At 60.3% G+C, this 24,178-nt stretch carries 18 protein-coding genes; 14 read left to right on the plus strand and 4 right to left on the minus strand.

All coding sequences use genetic code 11. From position 1 onward, the window contains the following. The first annotated feature begins 63 nt into the window (after positions 1–63). The 4 genes from rnhA (at position 64) to ACYZTK_RS00940 (ending at position 4,585) form a co-directional block, all read left to right on the plus strand. Positions 64–516, plus strand: coding sequence for a ribonuclease HI (gene rnhA, locus ACYZTK_RS00925; RefSeq protein ID WP_008028618.1), 453 nt, complete (start codon positions 64–66; stop codon positions 514–516). 184 nt (positions 517–700) lie between these two features. After that, a complete protein-coding gene (gene dnaQ / locus ACYZTK_RS00930) occupies positions 701–1,459 on the plus strand; it encodes a DNA polymerase III subunit epsilon (protein WP_462012710.1) in 759 nt (252 codons plus the stop codon). A gap of 241 nt (positions 1,460–1,700) precedes the next feature. Next, positions 1,701–3,956 carry an Orn/Lys/Arg family decarboxylase gene (locus tag ACYZTK_RS00935; protein ID WP_462012711.1) on the plus strand — a complete coding sequence of 752 codons (2,256 nt, stop codon included), beginning with the start codon at positions 1,701–1,703 and terminating at the stop codon, positions 3,954–3,956. Between the two features lie 14 nt (positions 3,957–3,970). Further along, positions 3,971–4,585, plus strand: a complete 615-nt coding sequence (locus ACYZTK_RS00940) for a GNAT family N-acetyltransferase (protein WP_462012712.1) — start codon at positions 3,971–3,973, stop codon at positions 4,583–4,585. Here ACYZTK_RS00940 and ACYZTK_RS00945 read toward each other — a convergent pair. Both ACYZTK_RS00945 and ACYZTK_RS00950 read right to left on the minus strand, forming a co-directional pair. After that, entirely contained in the window at positions 4,551–5,444 is an 894-nt protein-coding gene (locus ACYZTK_RS00945; RefSeq protein ID WP_462012713.1) for a LysR substrate-binding domain-containing protein, read from the minus strand. The genes ACYZTK_RS00940 and ACYZTK_RS00945 overlap by 35 nt on opposite strands. 88 nt (positions 5,445–5,532) lie before the next feature. Beyond that, the gene (locus ACYZTK_RS00950; RefSeq protein WP_095128250.1) at positions 5,533–5,793 is read right to left on the minus strand and encodes a hypothetical protein; all 261 of its coding nucleotides are present in this window, start codon (positions 5,791–5,793) and stop codon (positions 5,533–5,535) included. A 174-nt stretch (positions 5,794–5,967) separates the two neighbouring features. On the opposite strand from ACYZTK_RS00950, the gene ACYZTK_RS00955 reads away from it, so the two are divergent. Together ACYZTK_RS00955 and ACYZTK_RS00960 are read left to right on the plus strand one after the other, a co-directional pair. Beyond that, on the plus strand, positions 5,968–6,528 hold the full coding sequence (locus tag ACYZTK_RS00955) for an NADPH-dependent FMN reductase (protein WP_462012714.1): 561 nt from the start codon (positions 5,968–5,970) through the stop codon (positions 6,526–6,528). Between the two features lie 75 nt (positions 6,529–6,603). After that, positions 6,604–7,887 (plus strand): arsenic transporter, encoded by a 1,284-nt coding sequence (locus tag ACYZTK_RS00960; RefSeq protein ID WP_462012715.1) that lies wholly within the window; start codon positions 6,604–6,606, stop codon positions 7,885–7,887. A gap of 99 nt (positions 7,888–7,986) precedes the next feature. Here ACYZTK_RS00960 and ACYZTK_RS00965 read toward each other — a convergent pair whose 3' ends face one another. After that, on the minus strand, positions 7,987–8,937 hold the full coding sequence (locus tag ACYZTK_RS00965) for a DUF1853 family protein (RefSeq protein ID WP_462012716.1): 951 nt from the start codon (positions 8,935–8,937) through the stop codon (positions 7,987–7,989). 111 nt (positions 8,938–9,048) lie between these two features. On the opposite strand from ACYZTK_RS00965, the gene ACYZTK_RS00970 reads away from it, so the two are divergent. The 8 genes from ACYZTK_RS00970 (at position 9,049) to ACYZTK_RS01005 (ending at position 19,411) form a co-directional block, all read left to right on the plus strand. Continuing rightward, a complete protein-coding gene (locus ACYZTK_RS00970) occupies positions 9,049–9,939 on the plus strand; it encodes an NAD(+) kinase (protein WP_162436772.1) in 891 nt (296 codons plus the stop codon). After that, positions 9,936–10,910: a metallophosphoesterase gene (locus ACYZTK_RS00975; protein WP_462014990.1), complete on the plus strand. Its 975-nt coding sequence runs from the start codon at positions 9,936–9,938 to the stop codon at positions 10,908–10,910. Before ACYZTK_RS00970 ends, ACYZTK_RS00975 begins: the two co-directional genes overlap by 4 nt. Further along, positions 10,907–11,776 carry a rhomboid family intramembrane serine protease gene (locus ACYZTK_RS00980; RefSeq protein WP_462012717.1) on the plus strand — a complete coding sequence of 290 codons (870 nt, stop codon included), beginning with the start codon at positions 10,907–10,909 and terminating at the stop codon, positions 11,774–11,776. The genes ACYZTK_RS00975 and ACYZTK_RS00980 overlap by 4 nt, the downstream gene beginning before the upstream one ends. A gap of 34 nt (positions 11,777–11,810) precedes the next feature. Next, on the plus strand, positions 11,811–12,071 hold the full coding sequence (locus ACYZTK_RS00985) for a YeaC family protein (protein ID WP_462012718.1): 261 nt from the start codon (positions 11,811–11,813) through the stop codon (positions 12,069–12,071). Next, positions 12,068–12,898, plus strand: a complete 831-nt coding sequence (locus ACYZTK_RS00990; RefSeq protein ID WP_462012719.1) for a DUF2797 domain-containing protein — start codon at positions 12,068–12,070, stop codon at positions 12,896–12,898. Before ACYZTK_RS00985 ends, ACYZTK_RS00990 begins: the two co-directional genes overlap by 4 nt. Positions 12,899–12,908: 10 nt before the next feature. Then, the gene (gene pepN / locus ACYZTK_RS00995) at positions 12,909–15,566 is read left to right on the plus strand and encodes an aminopeptidase N (protein WP_462012720.1); all 2,658 of its coding nucleotides are present in this window, start codon (positions 12,909–12,911) and stop codon (positions 15,564–15,566) included. A 391-nt stretch (positions 15,567–15,957) separates the two neighbouring features. Next, positions 15,958–17,010: a WD40/YVTN/BNR-like repeat-containing protein gene (locus ACYZTK_RS01000; RefSeq protein WP_462012721.1), complete on the plus strand. Its 1,053-nt coding sequence runs from the start codon at positions 15,958–15,960 to the stop codon at positions 17,008–17,010. A 25-nt stretch (positions 17,011–17,035) separates the two neighbouring features. After that, entirely contained in the window at positions 17,036–19,411 is a 2,376-nt protein-coding gene (locus ACYZTK_RS01005) for an efflux RND transporter permease subunit (RefSeq protein ID WP_462012722.1), read from the plus strand. A gap of 62 nt (positions 19,412–19,473) precedes the next feature. Here the strand turns inward: ACYZTK_RS01005 and ACYZTK_RS01010 are convergent, their stop codons facing one another. Beyond that, complete coding sequence (locus ACYZTK_RS01010) at positions 19,474–24,162, minus strand: dermonecrotic toxin domain-containing protein (protein WP_462012723.1); 4,689 nt, start codon at positions 24,160–24,162, stop codon at positions 19,474–19,476. Between the last annotated feature and the right edge of the window lie 16 nt (positions 24,163–24,178).

Genomic DNA, 24,178 nt, shown 5'->3' on the forward strand with positions numbered 1-24,178 from the left:
CCCGGCCTCGGGCAGCGTCGATCACGGATCGGCGGGCCACGGCATTTTTCTGGATAGGTTGGCATGAGCGATAGCGTAGAACTTTTCACCGACGGCGCCTGCAAGGGCAACCCCGGCCCTGGCGGCTGGGGCGCATTGCTGGTGTGCAAGGGCGTTGAAAAAGAACTCTGGGGCGGCGAGGCCAACACCACCAACAACCGCATGGAATTGATGGGCGCAATTCGCGGCCTCGAAGAACTGAAGCGTTCCTGTGACGTGCTGCTGGTGACTGACTCGCAGTACGTGATGAAAGGCATCAACGAGTGGATGGACAACTGGAAGAAACGCGGCTGGAAGACGGCGGCGAAAGAACCGGTGAAAAATGCCGACCTGTGGAAGCTGCTGGATGAGCAGGTCAATCGCCACAACGTCACCTGGAAATGGGTGCGCGGGCACATCGGTCATCATGGCAACGAACGGGCGGACCAGTTGGCCAACCGCGGGGTCGACGAAGTGCGTGGCTACAAACAAGCCTGAAGCCGCTACAAATTCCCTGTAGGAGCTGCCGCAGGCTGCGATCTTTTGATCTTGTTTTTTAAGAGCGCAGATCAAAAGATCGCAGCCTGCGGCAGCTCCTACGGTGGCCGTGCTCTCGACGATAACCACCTGCGTGTTAACATTCGCGCTTTTGCAAGATTGACCCGCTGAGAGCTGAGCACTGATGGCCACCAGATCCGTTGTACTCGATACCGAAACCACCGGCATGCCGGTGACCGATGGCCACCGGATTATCGAGATCGGTTGTGTCGAGTTGCTCGGTCGGCGCCTGACCGGCCGGCATTTTCACGTCTACCTGCAACCTGATCGAGAGAGTGACGAGGGCGCCATTGGCGTCCACGGCATCACCAACGAATTCCTGGTGGGCAAGCCGCGCTTCAACGAAGTGGCCGATGAGTTTTTCGAATTCATCAAGGGTGCGCAGCTGATCATCCATAACGCGGCGTTCGACGTTGGCTTCATCAACAACGAATTCGCGCTGATGGGCCAGCACGATCGCGCAGACATCACGCAACACTGCACCATCCTCGACACCCTGATGATGGCTCGGGGACGTCACCCTGGGCAGCGCAACAGCCTGGACGCCCTGTGCAAACGGTATGGCGTCGACAACTCGGGCCGTGAGCTGCACGGCGCGTTGCTCGATTCGGAGATCCTGGCCGACGTTTACCTTACCATGACCGGTGGCCAGACCAGCCTGTCCCTGGCCGGTAATGCTTCCGATGGCAATGGTTCGGGGGAGGGTGCGGATAATTCGGCCACCGAGATCCGCCGCCTGCCGCTGGATCGCCAACCGACGCGGATCATCCGCGCCAGCGAGGACGACCTGGTACAGCATGTTACGCGGCTGGAAGCCATTGCCAAGGCAGCGGGAGCTCCTTCGTTGTGGCAGCAGATGGTCGAGGCTGAGGCTTCGGCGTAGCTTCGGGGAAAGATCGCAGCCTCGTTTCACTCGACAGCTCCTACAGGGGTAGGGGTAGGGGTAGGAGCCCGTAGGAGCTGTCGAGTGAAACGAGGCTGCGATCTTTTGATCTTCCCGGCGCACGCGATCCCTCCCTGCCCGATGACCCATTTCAGGGCATCCCCCTCGCCACATCCGCTACAACCCTCTACCCTGAGGAGATTGGCACCCCCAGGGCTGCCGCCTCAGGACACTGAGCTCCATGTATAAAGACTTGAAATTCCCGGTGTTGATCGTCCATCGCGACATCAAGGCCGACACGGTCGCCGGAGACCGCGTACGCGGCATCGCCCGGGAGCTGGAGCAGGAAGGCTTCAGCATTGTCTCCGCGATGGACTATACGGAGGGGCGCCTGGTCGCCTCGACGCACCATGGTCTTTCCTGCATGTTGATTGCCAGTGAAGATGCCAGCGCTAACTCACATTTGTTACAGAACATGGCAGAACTGATCGGGCTCGCCCGGGTTCGTGCACCGGACCTGCCGATCTTCGCCCTCGGCGAACAGGTCACCCTGGAGAATGCCCCGGCCGACGCCATGGCCGAGCTCAACCAGCTGCGCGGCATCCTCTATCTGTTCGAAGACACTGTGCCATTCCTGGCCCGTCAGGTCGCCCGCGCCGCACGCAAGTACCTTGATGGCTTGCTGCCGCCGTTCTTCAAGGCTCTCGTACAGCACACGGCCGACTCCAATTATTCCTGGCACACCCCCGGCCATGGCGGCGGCGTGGCGTATCACAAAAGCCCGGTAGGGCAGGCGTTTCATCAGTTTTTCGGGGAAAACACCCTGCGCTCGGACCTGTCGGTCTCAGTGCCCGAGTTGGGTTCATTGCTCGATCACACCGGGCCGCTGGCTGAAGCAGAGGCACGTGCGGCGCGCAATTTCGGCGCCGATCACACGTTCTTCGTGATCAATGGCACGTCCACCGCCAACAAGATTGTCTGGCATTCGATGGTGGCGCGAGATGACCTGGTGCTGGTGGACCGCAACTGCCACAAGTCGGTGCTGCACTCGATCATCATGACCGGCGCCATCCCGCTGTACCTGTGTCCGGAACGCAACGAGCTGGGAATTATCGGCCCGATCCCCCTGAGCGAATTCAGCCGCGAGGCGATCCAGGCCAAGATCGACGCCAGCCCGTTGACCCAAGGCCGTACGCCCAAGGTCAAGCTGGCGGTGGTGACCAATTCGACCTACGACGGCCTGTGCTACAACGCCGAACTGATCAAGCAGAACCTGGGCAACAGCGTCGAAGTACTGCACTTCGACGAGGCCTGGTACGCCTATGCTGCATTTCATGAATTCTTCGCCGGGCGCTACGGCATGGGCACTTCGCGCAGCGAGGACAGCCCGCTGGTGTTCACCACCCATTCCACCCACAAGCTGCTGGCGGCCTTCAGCCAGGCGTCGATGATTCACGTGCAGGATGGCGGTGCGCGGCAGCTCGACCGTGATCGTTTCAACGAAGCGTTCATGATGCATATCTCCACTTCTCCCCAGTACAGCATCATCGCTTCACTGGATGTCGCATCGGCCATGATGGAAGGCCCGTCGGGTCGCTCGTTGCTCCAGGAAATGTTTGACGAGGCCCTGAGCTTCCGCCGCGCCCTGGCCAACTTGCGTCAGCACATAGCCGCAGATGACTGGTGGTTTTCAATCTGGCAGCCACCTTCGGTGGAAGGGATCAACCAGGTGGTCACCGAAGACTGGCTGCTGCAGCCCGACTCCGAATGGCACGGCTTTGCCGGTGTCACCGACGATTACGTGCTGCTCGACCCGATCAAGGTCACCCTGGTCATGCCCGGCCTCACCGCAGGCGGTGCCCTGAGCGAGCGTGGTATTCCGGCAGCAGTAGTCAGCAAGTTCCTCTGGGAACGCGGACTGGTGGTGGAGAAGACGGGGCTGTATTCATTCCTGGTGCTGTTCTCCATGGGTATTACCAAAGGGAAGTGGAGCACCTTGCTCACGGAACTTCTGGAATTCAAACGCAGCTACGATGCCAACATCAGTCTGGAAAGCTGCCTGTCGTGCGTGGCGCAACAGGATGCCGGCCGCTATCGGGGCATGGGTTTGCGCGACCTGTGTGATCAATTGCACGCCTGCTACCGCAGCAATGCCACAGCCAAACACCTCAAGCGCATGTACACGGTGCTGCCGCAAATCGCGATGAAGCCATCGGACGCTTATGATCAATTGGTACGCGGCGATGTTGAAGCGGTGTCGATCGATGCCCTGGATGGGCGGATCGCTGCCGTGATGCTGGTACCCTATCCGCCAGGCATTCCGTTGATCATGCCCGGAGAGCGTTTCACCGACGCGACCCGTTCGATCATCGATTACCTGGCATTTGCCCGCACATTCGACAGCAGCTTTCCGGGATTTGTCGCGGATGTGCATGGCTTGCAACACGAAGACGAGGGCAATGGGCGGTACTACACCGTCGATTGCATCAAGGAATGAGGACCTTTCCCAGTATGCAACCGGTTATGAATCCGAAGTACCCAGGGCTGTCGGTGCGAGTCGCCGACGATGGATTTGCCCCCTACGTATGGGGCAGCGATTTCAGTTTCGAGGTCGCGGCTTACGTCGCGGCGCAAGTGGGCAAACCGGTGGAGCAGTGGTCGGTCACGCCGATCACGCCCTATCGCAAGTGCTACGGCATCGATCCAGAAGAGTTCGGCAGTTTTCGCGATGCGCCGGACAGCGCTGTGTTCATGGCTTATCTGGACGATGAGCCGGTGGGCCATCTGGTGGTCAGTACCAACTGGAACGGCTTTGCGCACATCGACGAGCTGGCGGTGCACGCGCCGGCGCGTCGGCACGGAGTGGCCAAGGCGTTGCTGGATGTCGCGCAGTTCTGGACGCGCAAGAAGAAACTGCCGGGCATCATGCTCGAGACCCAGAACAACAACCTTGGCGCCTGCAGGCTTTACGAACGTTGCGGCTACGTGGTCGGCGGCATCGATTACCTGCGTTATCGCGGCATCGACCCCAACACCGCCGAAGTGGCGCTGTTCTGGTATCGCCTGTTCGATGATCCGCTGGTGCTGCCGCTCAGTTCGCCAACATCGCCACGGCTTGTTCCGTGACGATGTCCAGCAGTGCCTGAGCGGCCGGCGAGGGCTCGGCGTGCTTCAGGCGCAGGGCATACAGGCTGATGAGCACCGCCGGCGCCAATGGGCATGCATCGAGTTCGGCGGCCCTGGCGCCCAGGGCGGTGAACGGGTCGACCAGCGCCAGACCTTCCCCGGCTTCGACCATGCTGCGCATCATCTGGTGCGTCTGCACCCGGGTGTGAATCACCGGGGCAGGGCGCAGGGCGTGCAGTTTGCTCTCGAGGGCCGGGCTCAGCGGATCATGCCCCTCTAGACCGACCATTGACTGGCCAGCGAGGTCTTGCAGCGAGATGTATTTCTGTTTGGGTTGCAGCCAGCCATGGGGGGCCAGCAGCTGGATTTTGCCTTGGGCGATGACCTGGCAATCGATGTCGGCGTCGTCCGGGTCGTGCAGGCTCAGGCCCAGGTCAGCTTCGCGCAGAAGCAGGCTTCTGACGATGTCGCGGGTCGGTTGGCTCAGGAGGGTGCAGGGTGCATCGGGAAGGCGTCGGCGCAGGGCGGCAATACTCTGCGGCAACAACGTGTGCGCCAGTGGCGCGGTGCAGATGATTCGCAGCGGCGGGGCCTGGTACTGCTTGAGACTGCTGGCCAGGCGCTGGACTGGCTCCAGCGCCGCATACACGTGGGCGATTTCACCCTGCAGCTCGCGCGCTTCACGCGTAGCCTGCAAGCGTCCACGCACGCTGGAAAACAGCATGAAGCCCAACTGATCCTCGGCGTCGCGCAGGGTGCGTTCCACCTCGGCCACCGGCAACTGCAACCATTCGGCGGCGGTGCCCAGGTGACCGGTCTGCAACAGCGCCTGGATGACTTCGATATGACGTAAACGCATGCGTGAAGTCCATGTTCGGCAGATGAAGGATTCAGTGGCTGAATCCTAACCCATGTCCGTGCATATGACTTCTGCTCATAGCGGCAGGTTATGAGGCGACGTTCGTTTCCGGCAGGCTGCCGACGTAGGTGTCAGGCTCGCGAACGATGGTCACATCCGACTGCACCAGCAGAAACTGGTTGTCATCGAGCTTGCGGACCCGATCACCAATGGCCAGCTTGTAGGTGGTGACAGGCACGGAGCCGGTGAGACCGTCTGCCGACGGGGTGGATTCCTGAAATTCATGCACTGAATAGACGCGGCCTTCCGCATCTCTTGCATGGAACTGACCGACAAGTACTGCTGCCATCTGCTTAGAACCTCTGGAGATAAATCACTCAATTTGCGGTATTCAGACCGTGGTTGGGCGAAGTAAGTTTTCTTGCAAGAAAAAAATAGTCACGGACGGAATTTTCTGTCGCCCGTTGGATGAATCGTCATCTATAACTACAAGTTCTTTCCGTTGAACAGTCGAGAATCTTCCATGAGCAATGTCTATACGGTCGCCGTAGTGGTCGGCAGCTTGAGAAAGGAATCGATCAATCGCAAAGTTGCACTGGCCCTGGCTGATCTGGCTCCGGCGAATCTCAAGCTGGAAATCGTCGAAATCGGCGACCTGGCGCTTTACAACGAAGACATTGATGGTGAATCACCGCCGGCAGCCTACAGCACTTTCCGACAACACGTGAGCTCATCCGACGCGGTGCTGTTTGTAACCCCGGAATACAACCGCTCCGTTCCGGCCCCATTGAAGAACGCCATCGACGTGGGTTCGCGTCCCTACGGCAAGAGCGCCTGGAGCGGCAAGCCGGGGGCGGTGATCAGCGTGTCACCGGGCGCTATTGGCGGTTTTGGTGCCAACCATCACCTGCGCCAGTCCATGGTGTTTCTGGATGTGCCGCTGATGCAGCAACCGGAAGCTTACTTGAGCGGGGCTGGTTCGGCGTTTGATGAGGCCGGCAAGTTATCCGATTCGGTGAGGCCGTTCCTGCAGAAATTCATCGACGCTTACGGGCAGTGGGTGGAGCAGCACAAGAAAGTTTGATCATCCGCATATGGCGGGATAGGAGCAGTCTTCGGGATCCTGTATGTTGCATCGATTTTTGAAGGCTGTTCCTCCATGCTCACCGCCGCGCTGATTTTCCTGCTGACCATTACCCTGGTGATCTGGCAACCCAAAGGCCTGGGTGTCGGCTGGAGCGCGGTGTTCGGGGCGGTGCTGGCGCTGATTTTTGGCGCGGTGCACTGGAGCGATATTCCCCTGGTGTGGCAGATCATCTGGAACGCCACCGGAACCTTCATTGCGCTGATTATCATCAGCCTGTTGCTCGACGAAGCCGGATTCTTCGCCTGGGCCGCACTGCATGTGGCCCGCTGGGGGCGCGGCAGCGGGCGCAAGTTGTTTGCCTTCATGGTGCTGCTCGGCGCACTGGTCTCGGCGTTGTTTGCCAATGACGGGGCCGCGCTGATTCTTACGCCTATCGTGATTTCCATGCTGTTGGCGCTGCGTTTTTCTCCCGCTGCCACCCTGGCGTTCGTGATGGGCGCCGGTTTTATTGCCGACACGGCCAGCCTGCCGCTGGTGGTGTCGAACCTGGTCAACATCGTCTCCGCCGACTTCTTCGATATCGGGTTCAGCCGCTACGCGGCGGTCATGATCCCGGTCAACCTGGTCAGCGTCGCGGCCACCCTGGCGGTGCTGCTGTGGTACTTTCGCCGCGACATTCCCAAGAATTACGACCCCGAGCAGCTGGAAGATCCGGCCAGTGCTATCCACGACAAGCCAACGTTCTATGCGGGATGGGCTGTGCTGGTGATCTTGCTGGTGGGTTGTTTTGCGCTGGAACCGCTGGGCATTCCGATCAGCGCGATTTCTGCGGTGTGTGCGGCATTGCTCTGGGTGATTGCGGCTCAAGGACACAAGATCTCCACGCGCAAAGTGCTCAAGGAAGCGCCCTGGCATATCGTGGTCTTTTCCCTGGGCATGTACCTGGTCGTTTATGGGCTGCGCAATGCCGGGCTGACAGGCTATCTGGCCGGCTGGCTGGACGGCTTCGCCGAGTATGGCGTCTGGGGCGCGGCCATGGGCACCGGCGTGCTGACGGCGCTGCTGTCGTCGATCATGAACAACATGCCGACGGTGTTGATTGGCCTGTTGTCGATTGATGCCAGCCAGGCCACTGGCGTGGTGAAGGAGGCGATGATCTACGCCAACGTGATCGGCAGTGACCTGGGGCCGAAGATCACGCCGATCGGCAGCCTGGCCACGTTGTTGTGGCTGCATGTGCTGGAGCGCAAGGGGATCCGCATTGGCTGGGGGTATTATTTCAGGGTCGGGATTGTGTTGACGGTGCCGGTGTTGCTGGTGACCTTGGCGGCTTTGGCGGTGCGGTTGTCCATCTAAACTGTGGGGACCCTATCGCGAGCAGGCTCACTCCTACAGGGGAATGCCTCTGTAGGAGTGAGCCTGCTCGCGATCAAGCCAGTCCTGCCAGCACAAAACTCAACCACCCCCCGGCACATTCGGCCACAGATCCGCCACCAGAAATAACCGCTCCGCTTCCTCCCAATCCCCCTCGGCATTCTCCACCAGCCGCACCAGCAACTGCGCCGGCGCCAAGGGTTCCAGCTCACCCAGCCAGGCATCCAGCTGCGCCACTTCCCAGGTCTGCTCGGCAGGATAGTGCGCCGGCGCCAGCCAGGCATGCCGGGGTAGGGGCTGCCAGCGGCCGCTCGGGCGCTGCACGACAAATGTCGCCCAGTCCTTTTGATGCAACCAGCTGCCGCGCAAATGCCGGGGATGAGCGCCGCTGGGCGACTCGGCCAGGCCCGGCCACGGATAAAGCAGGTAGCCGCCGAGCCACAGGTGCGCGCTGAACTCCACGATATCCAGTGCCGCCAGCACCTCGCGACTCTCCGGCCGCGCCGAAATGGGCAACTGGTGCTGGCTCAGGTGCGCCAGTTTGCGGTCCAGCCGATCGTGACAGCCCGGCCCCAGCCATTGCCCGGCGTCCCGGCCATCACCCTGTTGCGGCCCGAGGTACAGCTTGATGGCCAGTTCAAGGTGATGCACGCCGTCGCGATCGCGCAACAGCATATCCAGTTCACCCAGCGTGTGGCCTTCACGGCGGATTGGCAGATTTGCCGCGATCAGCTCGATCCCCGGCGCGTGCCGCACGGCGTACTGCCACAATCGTTCGTAGTACAAACCCAGGCGCCGGGTGCGGGCCTGGGCCAGCCAGTGCAACAAGTCATAACTGTCGCGATCGAGCTGGCGCAACCAGCCTTCCAGGCGTTCCGGCGCTTGCACCCAGTCACTGCCGGCCAGTGGATGGCGCTGCGGCCACGGCGTGTCGCTGAGCATCGGCGGCGCGAGGATGACCCACGCCAGATCACGCACTTCGGGATGGCGTAGCTGGTGGGGCAACTGCAGCAAATCTGGAAATAGGATCATCTTGCGAGCATAGCCTGAAACACGAGTACCCCTTTGTGGCTGAAAGGATTTTGTCTGCGCGCAGGTTTCGCCCATAATCGTGTTTTTCGCCGTCACAGACCCAGGGGCCCCATGGAGCAATTTCGTAATATCGGCATCATCGGTCGCCTCGGCAGTTCGCAGGTGCTGGATACCGTGCGCCGACTGAAACGGTTTCTGCTCGATCGTCACCTGCATGTGATCCTCGAGGACACCATTGCCGAAGTGCTGCCAGGGCACGGCCTGCAGACCTCGTCGCGCAAGATGCTCGGTGAAGTGTGCGACATGGTGATCGTGGTCGGCGGTGATGGCAGCCTGCTTGGCGCCGCACGCGCGCTGGCCCGACACAATATTCCGGTACTGGGGATCAACCGTGGCAGCCTGGGTTTCCTTACCGACATTCGCCCCGACGAGCTGGAAGTCAAAGTCGCCGAAGTGCTCGACGGTCACTACCTGGTGGAAAACCGCTTCCTGCTGCAGGCCGAAGTCCGTCGCCACGCCGAGGCCATCGGCCAGGGCGATGCGCTGAATGACGTGGTGCTGCACCCGGGCAAATCGACGCGAATGATCGAATTCGAGCTGTACATAGACGGCCAGTTCGTCTGCAGCCAGAAGGCCGACGGCCTGATCGTCGCGACGCCGACCGGCTCGACCGCTTATGCGCTGTCAGCGGGCGGCCCGATCATGCATCCCAAGCTGGACGCTATTGTGATTGTGCCGATGTACCCCCATACCTTGTCAGGCCGGCCAATTGTGGTCGATGGCAACAGTGAGCTGAAAATCGTCGTGTCCAAGGATATGCAGATCTACCCGCAAGTCTCCTGTGATGGGCAGAACCACTTCACCTGCGCGCCGGGTGACACCATCACCGTCAGCAAGAAAGCCCAGAAACTGCGGCTGATCCACCCACTCGACCACAACTACTATGAAGTCTGCCGGACCAAGCTCGGCTGGGGCAGCCGGCTGGGTGGTGGAGGCGACTGATGCTCGATCCCGCGCGTAGCTACGACCTGATCGGTGACGTGCACGGTTGCGCTCTGACCCTTGAGCACTTGCTCGACCGGCTCGGTTATCACAAGCAAGGCGGTGTCTGGCGGCACCCGTCGCGGATGGCGGTGTTCGTCGGTGACATCATCGACCGTGGCCCGCGCATTCGCGAGGCCCTGCACATCGTTCACGACATGGTCGAAGCCGGCCAGGCCCTGTGCATCATGGGCAATCACGAATTCAACGCCCTGGGCTGGAGCACTCCGGCATCGCCAGGCAGCGGCCAGCAGTTCGTGCGCGAACATACCCCGCGCCATGCGCGCCTGCTGCATGAAACCCTGACCCAGTTTGAGGACCATCCGGCGGACTGGCATGATTTCCTGCAGTGGTTCTACGAGATGCCGCTGTTCGTCGATGCCGAGCGCTTCCGCGTGGTGCATGCCTGCTGGGATGCCGGCCTGATCCAGCCGCTGCGGGCACTGTTCCCCAACGGCTGCGTCGATGAACATTTTCTCCAGTCCTCGGCCGAGCCCGGCAGTTTCGCCTGTACCGTATTCGATCGCCTGTTGCGCGGCACCGACATGCGCCTGCCCCATGGCTTGACCATGACCAGCGGCGATGGCCTGACGCGTTCGTTTTTCCGCACCAAGTTCTGGGAAGACGACCCGCAAACCTACGGAGACATTGTGTTCCAGCCTGACGCCTTGCCTGACCCGGTGGCCCGCACGCCGCTGTCTTCTTCTGAAAAAACCACCTTGCTGCGCTACGGTGCTGACGAGCCTCTGTTGTTCGTCGGTCACTACTGGCGCAGCGGCAAACCGGCACCGATCCGGCCGAACCTGGCGTGCCTGGACTACAGCGCGGTGCTCTACGGCAAGCTCGTCGCCTATCGCCTGGACCAGGAAACCCGCCTCGATCCCAACAAGTTCGTCTGGGTCGATGTCGAGCGCCCGGAGGTGTTGCAATGAGCAAGGTTGCCGTATTGCGCCTGCCGTTGGCGGTGGATCTGAGCGGTTTTGTCCAGCTGCTACAACGCATGCAGGTGCCGCATCGGGTCAGCGAGGAGTCGGGCGAGCAGGTGCTGTGGGTGCCGGCCAATATCAGCGACGACGTGCGCTCGCTGTACGAGCGCTTTCCCGCCGGTGACCCGGATCAGCAACTGGACATCCCGGTGGCGCAAACCAGCCATCGCCCAGGCTTTGTCGAGCAATTGCGTTATGCCAAGGCCACGGCGCTGGTGCTGTTGTTGAGCATCATCGTTGGCGCAGTGACCTTGCTCGGCGAAAACCTCGAGACCATGCGCTGGCTGACTTTCCTGGATTTTCGCGTGGTCGGCGAGTACATCCACTTCGTGCCATTGGCTGACAGCCTGGCGGCGGGGCAGTGGTGGCGCCTGGTCACGCCGATGCTGATCCACTTCGGGATCCTGCACCTGGCCATGAACGGCATGTGGTACTGGGAGCTGGGGCGGCGGATCGAGTCGCGCCAGGGCAGCATCAACCTGATCGGCCTGACGCTGTTGTTCAGCCTGGTGTCCAACTACGCCCAATACCTGTTCAGCGGCCCGACCCTGTTTGGTGGGTTGTCTGGCGTGTTGTACGGCCTGCTCGGGCATTGCTGGATATTCCAGATGGTCGCGCCCAACCCGGCTTATCGCCTGCCGCGCGGCGTGCTGGTGATGATGCTGGTCTGGCTAGTGTTGTGCCTGTCCGGGCTGGTGTCGATGATCGGCTTCGGCGAAATTGCCAATGCCGCCCACGTCGGCGGGTTACTCATCGGATGCTTCACCGGCTTGTTGGGCGGTTTGTACAACCGCCGTAAACTGGCCGCCTAAAATTTTTGCGGTAAATAAAGAGCGCGGAGACCCAATGTCCTCTTTTAACGAAATGATCAACAACATCACTCCTGATATCTACGAGAGCCTGAAACTGGCGGTGGAAATCGGTAAATGGTCCGACGGTGGCAAACTTAGCGCCGAGCAACGCGAACTGTCGCTGCAGGCAATGATCGCCTGGGAAATCCAGAACCTGCCCGAAGACCAGCGCACCGGTTACATGGGCCCCCAAGAGTGCAGCTCCAAGTCGATTGAAGTGCCCAATATCCTGTTCAAGTCGGATGCCATCCATTGATCGAGATTGGCCGCGGTGCAATCAGCAAGATGTCGGCGCGCCTGGACGGGCCGAATGTGCAGTACGCGTTTCGCCTGGGTGAAGTCGAGGTACCGGTCAACCCGTTGATCGGCACCACGGTGCGCCTGGAATACCTGGGGGCGATCCATTGCTCCCATTGCGGGCGCAAGACCAAGACCAGTTTCAGCCAAGGCTACTGCTACCCGTGCATGACCAAGCTGGCCCAGTGTGACCTGTGCATCATGAGTCCTGAACGCTGCCACTTCGACGCCGGCACCTGCCGTGATCCGGAGTGGGGCCAGACGTTCTGCATGACCGACCACATCGTCTACCTGTCCAACTCGTCGGGCGTCAAAGTCGGGATCACCCGTGCGACCCAGCTGCCGACCCGCTGGATCGACCAGGGCGCCCGCCAGGCATTGCCGATCATGCGCACCTCGACCCGCCAGCAGTCGGGTTTCGTCGAAGATTTGTTTCGCAGCCAGGTGGCGGACAAGACCAACTGGCGTGCTTTACTCAAGGGCGAAGCGGTTTCGGTGAACCTGGCAGAAGTTCGCGACCAGTTGTTCGACAGCTCCGCCGAGGGCCTGCAAGGTTTGCAGGAACGATTTGGCTTGCAGGCGATCCAGACCATTGCCGACGTCGAGCCCATCGAAATCCGTTACCCGGTCGAGCAGTATCCGGCCAAGATCGTCAGCTTCAACCTGGACAAGAACCCGATTGCCGAAGGCACCCTGCTGGGGATCAAGGGCCAGTACCTGATCTTCGACACCGGTGTCATCAATATTCGCAAATACACGGCTTACCAGCTCGCCGTGCATCAGTAAGGACTCCAGCATGCGCACCGAACAACCGAAGATGATCTACCTGAAGGACTATCAGGCGCCTGAGTACCTGATCGACGAGACGCACCTGACCTTCGAGTTGTTCGAGGACCACAGCCTGGTCCATGCGCAACTGGTGATGCGCCGCAATCCCCAACGTGGCCCGGGCCTGCCGCCGCTGGTGCTGGATGGTCAGCAGCTGGAACTGCTGTCGGTAACCCTGGCCGACAGCGAGCTGGGCGAGGCGGATTACCAGTTAACCGAAAACCACCTGACCCTGCACCCGACCAGCACCACCTTCACGGTCGACACCAGCGTGCGGATTCACCCGGAAACCAACACTGCCCTGGAAGGTCTGTACAAATCCAGCGGCATGTTCTGCACCCAGTGCGAGGCCGAAGGTTTTCGCAAGATCACCTACTACCTCGACCGCCCGGACGTGATGAGCAAGTTCACCACCACCGTGGTGGCCGAGCAGCACAGCTATCCGGTGCTGCTGTCCAATGGCAACCCGATTGCCTCGGGCCCTGGCGAAGACGGCCGGCACTGGGCGACCTGGGAAGACCCGTTCATGAAGCCGGCGTACCTGTTTGCGCTGGTGGCCGGTGACCTGTGGTGCGTGGAAGATACCTTCACCACCATGACCGGGCGCTCGGTGGCGCTGCGCATCTACGTCGAACCGGAAAACATCGACAAGTGCCAGCACGCGATGAACAGCCTGAAGAAGTCCATGCGTTGGGATGAAGAAGTCTATGGTCGCGAGTACGACCTGGACATCTTCATGATCGTCGCCGTGAACGACTTCAACATGGGCGCCATGGAGAACAAGGGCCTCAACATCTTCAACTCCAGCGCCGTGCTCGCGCGCGCCGAAACCGCCACCGACGCCGCTCACCAGCGCGTCGAAGCGATCGTCGCCCACGAATACTTCCACAACTGGTCGGGCAACCGCGTGACCTGCCGCGACTGGTTCCAGCTGTCGCTCAAGGAAGGCTTCACGGTGTTCCGTGATTCCGGTTTCTCCGCCGACATGAACTCGGCGACGGTCAAGCGCATCCAGGACGTCGCCTACCTGCGCACCCACCAGTTCGCCGAAGACGCCGGCCCCATGGCCCACGCCGTGCGCCCGGACAGCTTCATCGAGATCTCCAACTTCTACACCCTGACCGTGTACGAGAAGGGTTCGGAAGTGGTCGGCATGATCCACACCCTGCTTGGTGCCGAAGGTTTCCGTAAAGGCAGCGACCTGTACTTCGAACGCCATGACGGCCAGGCCGTGACCTGCGACGATTTCATCAAGGCCATGGAAGATGCCAATGGCGTCGACCTGACCCAATTCAAGCGCTGGTACAGCCAGGCGGGCACCCCACGCCTGGCCGTGAGCGAGTCCTACGATGCTGCGGCGAAAACCTACAGCCTGACCTTCCGGCAGAGCTGCCCGGCCACCCCGGACAAAGTCGAGAAGCTGCCGTTCGTGATTCCGGTCGAACTGGGCCTGTTGGATAGCCAGGGTGGCGAACTCGCTTTGCGCCTGCAAGGTGAAGCCAGCGCCCAGGGCACTTCGCGGGTTATCTCGGTGACCGAAGCCGAGCAGACCTTCACCTTCGTCGACATCGCCGAACAGCCGCTGCCGTCGTTGCTGCGCGGGTTCTCGGCACCGGTGAAGCTGAGCTTCCCCTACAGCCGCGACCAGCTGATGTTCCTCATGCAGCATGACACCGACGGCTTCAACCGTTGGGAGGCCGGCCAGCAATTGTCGGTGCAGGTCCTGCAGGAACTGATCGCCGATTACCAGAAGGGCGAAGCGCTGGTGCTCGACCAGCGCCTGATCACCGCCTTGCACAGCGTGCTGACCGACGAAACGCTGGACCAGGCGATGGTCGCCGAAATGCTCTCGCTGCCAGGCGAAGCCTACCTGACGGAAATCAGTGAAGTGGCTGACGTCGACGCCATCCACGCCGCCCGCGAGTTCGCCCGCGAGCACCTGGCCGACAACCTGTTCGAGCCGCTGTGGCTGCGTTACCAGGCCAATCGCGACTTGTCGAAAAAGACCCCTTACGTCGCCGAAGCCGAACACTTCGCCCGTCGCGCTTTGCAGAACATTGCGCTGTCGTACCTGATGCTCAGCGAAAAAGCCGAAGTACTGGCCGCGACCCTGGAGCAGTTCGAGAGCAGCGACAACATGACCGAGCGCTTGACCGCGCTGGCGGTGCTGGTCAATTCACCGTTCGAAGATCAGAAAGCCCAGGCATTGGCGAGCTTTGCCGAGCACTTCAAGGACAACCCGCTGGTCATGGACCAGTGGTTCAGCGTCCAGGCCGGCAGCCCGCTGCCGGGTGGTCTGGAGAGGGTCAAGGCGTTGATGCAGCATCCGGCGTTCAACATCAAGAATCCGAACAAGGTGCGCGCACTGATCGGCGCATTCGCCGGGCAGAACCTGATCAACTTCCACGCGGCAGACGGTTCCGGCTATCGCTTCCTGGCGGATCTGGTCATCGAACTGAACGCCTTCAACCCGCAAATCGCCTCGCGGCAATTGGCCCCGCTGACCCGCTGGCGCAAGTACGACGATGCTCGTCAGGCGTTGATGAAGGGTGAGCTTGAGCGCATTCGTGGTTCGGGGCAGCTGTCGAGCGATGTATTCGAGGTGGTCAGCAAGAGCCTGGCGTAACGCGCAAGGATGCCCGTATGCCCGTATGCCCGTATGCCCCGTAGGAGCTGTCGAGTGAAACGAGGCTGCGATCTCTTGATCTTGATTGAAAAAAAGCCAGATCAAAAGATCGCAGCCTCGTTTCACTCGGCAGCTCCTACAGGGGACCGAGCCAGGGATCCCCCCGCGTGATACCCCGTCATTCAGATGAACCCCATCCGCCCCAGGTTAACAAAAGATAACGTGGCGTCGATTGTCAGACCTTTCCAAACCCCGATAGGATAAGCCAGCTTCCGAAGGGGCTCTAGATTGCGCATTTCAGGACTATGCTCCAGAACAGGCAATCAGCATGAGCACCCTTACGGCGCCCTGAAGGGTTGAACGACCTAACAATAATAATGGGGAAAGGTTTATGAGTGAGCCTGTCATGGGTGTGGGTACCTGCCGCCCGCCGGCATTGCGCAAAATCGCCTTGCTGGCTACAGCGCTCTCGCTGTTGGGCTGTGCCGTGATGTCGGCGCCTGTGCTGGCCGCTGCTACGCCGGCAGCCGACGTTGTTTATTCCGTTGAATCGGCCAAGGCCAGCAAAAGCCTGATGCTCGACGTCGTGCACGCCGGCAAGCGCCTGGTGGCGGTGGGCGATCGTGGGCACATCCTCTATTCCGATGACCAGGGCGTCACCTGGACCCAGGCCAAGGTGCCGACGCGGCAGCTGCTGACCTCGGTATTCTTCGCCGACGACAAGCACGGCTGGGCCGTCGGGCATGACGCGCAGATCCTCGCCAGCGAGGACGGTGGCGTCACCTGGAGCAAACAATACGAAGACCTCAAACGCGAAGCGCCGCTGCTCGACGTCTGGTTTCAGGACGCCAGCAACGGCTTTGCCGTGGGCGCTTATGGCGCGCTGGTCGCCACCACCGACGGCGGCAAGCACTGGGAAGATGTCAGCGATCGCCTCGACAACGAAGACCAGTTTCACCTCAACGGCATTGCCGCCGTCAAGGATGCCGGGCTGTTTATCGTCGGCGAGCAGGGCAGCATGTTCCGTTCTGCCGACTGGGGCCAGACCTGGGAAAAGCTTGAAGGCCCATACCAAGGTTCGCTGTTTGGCGCGATCGGCACAGCCCAGGCCAACACCCTGTTGGCCTATGGTCTGCGCGGCAACCTGTTCCGCTCTACCGATTTCGGCAGCACCTGGGAGCCGGTCGAGCTGAAGGCCACTCGCGGAGCGCTGGAGTTCGGCCTGTCTGGCGCGACCTTGCTCGACGACGGCTCCATCGTCATCGTCGGCAACGGCGGCAGTGTGGTGCGCAGCACCGACAACGGCGAAACCTTCAGCGTGTTCAATCGCCCGGACCGCATTTCCGTTTCGGCGGTGACAGCAGCGGGCAACGGCAATCTGATTCTGGCAGGACAGGGCGGCGTTCGCGCTACTTCGCTATCCGGCGCCGAGCTGGGCAAATAATAAGAAGGGCGGAGCTATGACATCCATGACAAGTCATCACCAGGACAAGGCGACGTTTCTCGAACGCCTGATTTTCAATAACCGCCCGGCAGTGATCACCATCTGCCTGCTGGTCAGTATCTTCCTGTTTTGGCAGGCAACGCTGATCCGGCCGTCCACCAGTTTCGAAAAGATGATCCCGCTGGAGCATCCTTTCATCCAGAAGATGATGGAGCATCGCAACGACCTGGCTAACCTGGGCAACACCGTGCGGATCTCGGTGGAAGCCACCGACGGCGACATCTTCTCCAAGGAATACATGGAGACCCTGCGCCAGATCAACGACGAAGTGTTCTACATTTCCGGCGTCGACCGTTCCGGCCTCAAGTCGCTGTGGAGCCCGAGCGTCCGCTGGACCGAAGTGACGGAGGAAGGCTTCGCCGGTGGTGAAGTGATCCCGCAGAGCTACAACGGGTCCCAGCAAAGCCTCGACCTGCTGCGCAACAACGTGCTCAAGTCCGGGCAAGTCGGACGCCTGGTAGCCAACGACTTCAAGTCGAGCATCGTCGATATCCCGCTGCTGGAGTCCTACCCGGATCCGCAGGACCAGGGCAAGCTGCTGGCCCTTGACTATCGCAAGTTCTCCCACGAGCTGGAAGACAAGATCCGCGACAAGTTCGAGAAACAGAATCCCAACGTCCAGATCCACATTGTCGGTTTCGCCAAGAAAGTCGGCGACCTGATCGATGGCCTGGTGATGGTGGTGATGTTCTTCGGTATCGCCTTCGTCATTACCCTGATCCTGCTGCTGTGGTTCACCAACTGCCTGCGCAGTACGGTCGCTGTGTTGAGCACCACGCTGGTGGCGGTGGTCTGGCAACTCGGCCTGATGCACTTCTTTGGCTTCGGGCTGGATCCGTATTCCATGCTGGTACCGTTCCTGATCTTCGCCATCGGTATTTCCCACGGCGTGCAGAAGATCAACGGTATTGCCTTGCAATCCAGTGAGGCTGACAACGCCTTGACTGCAGCGCGTCGTACCTTCCGCCAACTGTTCCTGCCGGGGATGATCGCGATCCTGGCGGATGCGGTGGGTTTCATCACCCTGCTGATCATCGATATCGGCGTGATTCGCGAGCTGGCAATTGGCGCGTCGATCGGCGTCGCCGTGATCGTGTTCACCAACCTGATCCTGCTGCCGGTGGCGATTTCCTATGTCGGCATCAGCAAGCGCGCGATCGAAAAGAGCAAGAAGGACGCGCATCGCGAACATCCGTTCTGGCGCTTGCTGTCGAACTTCGCCAACCCGAAAGTCGCGAAGATTTCCGTGGTGCTGGCGCTGATCGCCTTCGGTGGTGGCCTCTGGTACAGCCAGAACCTGAAGATCGGCGACCTCGACCAGGGTGCTCCGGAACTGCGTCCGGACTCACGCTACAACAAGGACAACAACTTCATTATCAGTAATTACTCCACCAGTTCCGATGTGCTGGTGGTGATGGTCAAGACCAAGTCCGAAGGCTGCTCGCGCTACGAAGCCATGGCTCCGATCGACGAGCTGATGTGGAAGATGCAGAACACCGAGGGCGTGCAGTCGGCGATCTCGCTGGTGACCGTGTCCAAGCAGATGATCAAGGGCATGAACGAGGGCAACCTGAAATGGGAAACCCTGTCGCGTAACCCGGATGTCCTGAACAACTCCATCGCCCGCGCTGACGGCCTGTACAACAACAGTTGCTCCCTGGCGCCGGTGCTGGTGTTCCTCAACGATCACAAGGCGGCGACGCTGGATCGTGCGGTGCATGCGGTGCAGGACTTCGCCAAGGAAAACAACAAGGACGGCCTGGAATTCATCCTTGCAGCGGGTAACGCCGGGATTGAGGCGGCGACCAACGAGGTGATCAAGGAGTCCGAGCTGACCATCCTGATCCTCGTGTATATCTGCGTGGCGACCATGTGCATGATCACCTTCCGCTCCTGGGCGGCGACCTTGTGCATCGTGCTGCCGCTGGTGCTGACGTCGGTACTGGGCAACGCCCTTATGGCCTTCATGGGCATCGGCGTGAAAGTCGCGACCCTGCCGGTGGTGGCGCTTGGAGTGGGGATTGGTGTGGACTACGGTATCTACATCTATAGTCGCCTGGAGAGTTTCCTGCGTGCCGGCTTGCCGTTGCAGGAGGCGTATTACCAGACACTGAAGTCCACCGGTAAAGCGGTGCTGTTCACCGGCCTGTGCCTGGCGATCGGCGTGTGCACCTGGATTTTCTCGGCCATCAAGTTCCAGGCCGACATGGGCCTGATGCTGACCTTCATGCTGCTGTGGAACATGTTCGGTGCGCTGTGGCTGCTGCCGGCACTGGCGCGGTTCCTGATCAAGCCGGAGAAACTGGCGGGGCAGAAGGGCAATTCGTTGTTTGCTCACTGATCAATAGCTGAGGAAAAAAAGCCGCAACCCAGGTTGCGGCTTTTTTTATGGCGATTGAAAACTCAGCGTGGGATCAATGGTAAAAATACGTTGCTCGCCAGTTCCTTGCTGATGATTCCATGATGGATATCGATTTTTTGTTTCGGGTCCCTGGCCTTGGCCATCGCCGATTCATAGGTCTCGAAGCGTTGCTCCCTGGTCTTCAGATGGGCCTGGGTGTAGTCAGCCTTGGCGTCCTCTGCAGTGGCGTAGTGAAAATGCGCGTACCACCAGGGTTGGTTTTCTTCTTTGAGCAATACGTACTCTTGCATGAAGTCCCGTCGTCCAGTCTTCAGCTGAACCCGGTTGCCGGTGATCCGGGCAAAGATTGCATTGCTGCGCAGCAGGTACTCCACGCCCTCGCTGGTCGGCGGTCGGGCGAGAGTCATGCGGGTGCGCAGTTCGGTGGCCTTGGCGTGGAGGATGCGCGCCTTGTCCCGCAGGCCGCTGATCAGCGCCATATCGGGATCCCGGTTGGCCGGAGGGCTGTCGTGCTGTTCCAGATTATCGGCGTAGCCGGCCAGCTTCTGTGCCTCGCGTTGCAATTGCTCCTCGATTTCCTTTGGAGAGCTGGCGCGTTGCGCGTAACCGTCGATCTTCTGCACGTTCCTATCAACTTCGGCCAACGCTTTGCGCGCATCGCCCTTCACCTGCTGATAGGGACGCGGAGCCCTGGCTGGAATGGGCCTCACCTCGACAACTTCGACCCAGACATTGGGTTCGTGTTCGTGGAACGAAGCCAGTGGCTTCTCTTCGAAAGGGCCATTGATGTCGACGATGTCCCCTCCCAGTTCGGTGGCTCGTGGGCGCAGGTCGCCGATGAAGGTGCCTTTGGCGGTTTTGATTACCCGCTTGCGACTGTGTGACGAGTTTGGCTGTGGTACCGATGGCCTGGCCCCGGATGCAGAAGCCGGTGGCTCATCCGGTTCTGGTTCGAGTTGCAGCGCCTGGGCTAGACGCTGCTCGGCATCGATACGCAACTGATCTATAAGCTCGCGCAGGCGATTGAACGGGTGCGTCTGCAGTTCATCTGTGCTGAAAATATTGATGGTTTCCAGACCGTCCTGTGCCTTGTTGTAATGCTCGACCAGATTTTCGAGGACGGCGATCCGGTCGGTGTTGGAGTAGAAATGTTGCGTTTGCAGTTCGGAATGCGATCGGGACAGTAACAGCAGGGGACTGAGGGTGCTTTCGAGGACACTCATGGTGCTGCTTCCCATGGCCTTGAGACTGAGCAGGCGTAACACTCCCAGCTGGTAGCTTTTGACCCGCAGTGCCGTCATCTCATTTTCCGGCCTGCCGCTGGTGAGTCGCTTCCAGTACTCAATGCCCAGCCGGGGGACCTGCTTGAGCTCCTGCAGTCGACTGTCTACCTGGTCAATGTACTTGATCAGCTTTTCATTGATTTCAGAGGTCTTGCCCATGAACTCAAAGTAGCGATCCAGCACAACGTCCCCTTCACCGATTATTGCTTCATGCAAATGCCTGATACCACTTCTCAATTCTTCATATTTTTGCTCGACCGCTTCGCGTTCCCAGTCAGCGATGACGACCTGTTTGCGATTATTGTTGATCAGGTTTTGCAGCACGCTACACAGCCGCACAGGATCCGCATCGGATTTGGTCAGTTCGCTCAACTCCCTGATCTCGGCCAGCAGTGTGACGTAGCTTTGCGTCTGCTTTTCCAGTTCATCAGCGAAGCGTTGCCTGGAAGTCGCGCGATCGACTTCGCTGCTGGCGGGATCGTTGGTTTTGAGCTGCATCAGGTTCTCGGCGATGTCGACGCGCTTCTGCAGGCGAGCCTGTTGTTCCACGAACTCCTGTTGATTCAGCTCCAGCAGGCTGATGCGCTGTCGGGTCGCTTCGCGCTGGGCGTTGATTCGTGAGCTGCGCCCGCCACCCTGCAATTTCAGCCCTTGATCCAGACTCCAGTGGCCGTTTCCATTGCTCTTGAGCTTTACTCCGGGATGATCCGGATGTTCCGGGTGAACCAGATAGACCTCGCCGAACCCGGGCACGACGCTGGCGCGAAACAGCAGGCCGGCAACGCTGGCGTGCCAAATCCTGCCGATCAGGTACAAACCTTTCAAGGGGCCGGCTGCGATGGGGGCTGGCAGCGGAGTTGGCCATGGCACCCGAATCTCCTGAAGCGTGTTAAACAGCCGGGCTGCTGCCGAATCGCGAGCGTTCGACAGGTTGAAGTCCAGCAGGGTAGTGCCACTGCCCGGCGGCTCGGACGGCAGGCCGGGAGCGTCCTGGGAGATGCTTGACTCTTTGGCCCATGCGTACGTCAGCGAAGGACGGCGCAAGGGGGCAAGGGCATCGGGAACTAGCGCGGCGGCGTTGTCGGACAGTGCCGGAGCGCCTTCTTCTCGAGCGGTATGCAGTACCAACAGACCAATGTTCAACAGCACGTCGATCCATGCCTGGTTGCGCGCAGTCGGGTCATCACTGTCCAGCGCTGGCAGATCATTGATCAGGCTGTGGGCAATTTGCAGCATCCAGCCCACCACCATGGCAGGGCCGCGCAACAGCGGCAGAATCAGGTTGTTGAACACCAGCCAGCCACCCTCAAGGATGATCGCCCAGCGGCTCTCGGCGTTCGACACCGCTTGCCGGTCAGCCAGATCAATCAGTGCGCGTGCGTTGCTGACGAACAGGCAGTCCAGCAATCGACCTTCCTCCAGTGCGACAAGCCATTCACCAGCCCCTTCATCGCCTGCGAGGATCGCCGGTTTGGGTTTTTGCGGTGGAGTGAATTCGTCGCCGGCATGGAAGTGCACGATGTGCGGCTCGCTGAATCCGTTGTGGTCGTAGATCGGTCGTGCGCGATCCGGCAACCAGGTCAGCACACTGCTTTGCAACGGGCCGGCTTGCACAATGGCATTGAGCAAATCCTGCCGGCTGGAATACTGCTCCAGGGGCGCTGGGTACAGCGGCCGGTAGAGGATATGCGGGCCTTGCGCAGTCAGGTCCTTGGGCTCGATGATGAACATGTTGCTGGTCACATCGCACGCGGCCCCTGCCTTGCGTTGAAACGCCAAAGGCCTGACAACGATCGCCTGCTCGTCAACGATTCGCTCGGCCGCCATGGGGTGGAGCACTGCATCGACATATCTGTAGCCCAGGAAGGAGAACCCATGCTCACCCTTGATCGAGTGTTCGAGCGCACGCAGCGGTAACTGAATGCTCGACTCAAGGGCGAAGACTCGTCGACGTTCCGTGGCCTGAGGACTCTCTCCCAGCAGCTGCGTTTCGAGGTATTCGGGGTAATGTTTTCCGACATCGACCCGACTCACCAGATCTAGCAAGTAGGCCTCGGTGGTCCAGTCTTCAATCAACTGGTTCCCGGTGTGGCGAATGGTCATCCGCCCCCCGGGTTTGCCTGCCAGATTCTTGATGGCCAGGTCGGTCAGGGACATTTTGACGGGTTCGAGGTAACTGCTTCCCAGGTCGCCGACGGGCACATGGAAGGTCAACTCAAGCTCGTAGGAGTTGTAGCCGGGTGCCAGTGGCTGGTCTTTGAGCATTTGCTCATGCAGCGCATTGCTGGCAAACGTACGAAGGTCAACGACGTTGTCGCGCATCGAACGCCCCTGAGACTGTTGCTGGGCGCCGGCCATGGCCAATGTGTGTTTGCGCCACGCCATGCGTTGAGTGGCGCCCGCATTCTGCAACCATTCGGGAATGGTTGCCAGCAGGGGCTGAAGATGCGTCGGGTGACTGTCGTGGCCGATAAACCGCGCGGAGACATCGGTGCAAGCGTCAAAACGTTTTTCAAGCTCACTGAGGCTTTGTCGTGCAGGCAGTTTGAGCGACTTGAGGTCTTGCAGTTGCTGGCTCAGCAGCAGGGCTGCCTGGGTATCAAAAATATTGTCGTCCGGTGCAAAACGTTTCCAGGTAATGGAATCGGCGCTGTATTGCTGCTCGTACCGGGCACCCCAGGCTGCCCCGAAGGCTTGCAGGGATGGGAAAGACTCGATGCTGCCGGTCACGCTGCACAAGAGGTAAGTATCAGCGCAAATCACCAGGATATCCGGGGTCTGCAGCGTCAAAGACTCTTCGCCCGTGCTCAGGGTGATTTGCAGCACGCAGGCCTCGATCGGACTTTTCGCCCAAGGTCGTTGCAGGCGCTGGCGTCTGTCGGGCTGGCGGGTCAACTCCATGAGAATCTCGGCCTGGGACGCATTGTCCGCCGCGAGTCGTGTTGCAGAGGTTTTCAATACACCGGTGAGCAGATCTCCCAGCCATTGCCAGCGGCTGAGACCTGACGGGTCTTTCTCGTTCCAGCAGGCGGTCAATGCTTCCTGAGCGCCGATATGGAGAATCTGGGGCAATTCGCGGATGACTGCCGCGATGACCTGCAGGTCAGGCAGCTGCGACGGCGGGTTGTTGATTGCGAGGCGTGCAGGGGCGCGGTTTGTCAGAAAGCAGGGGCGGCCCAATTGCTCGCTGAAATCGGGAAGTGTACCGCTGGCAAGATACTCGAGGGCGAGGTCAATAAGCGGGGTGAGACGCCAGGCTCCATCGGGGATCGGTTGGGCAAGCCTGGTCAGGCCGGGGTCGAATGCCAGTTGCGGGTACTTTTCGAGAATGCCCGCCTTGAGCAGGCTGGCGGTTAGCGCGCGTAGGGTTGGACGGTTACTGAATCGACTGTTGACCGCGCGCGCAATGAGGTCGGTGTAAAGGGGTGGTGAGGCTGATGTGGGCATGATGTAGTCCTTGTAT

This window comes from Pseudomonas sp. LB3P31 (genome assembly GCF_054897945.1).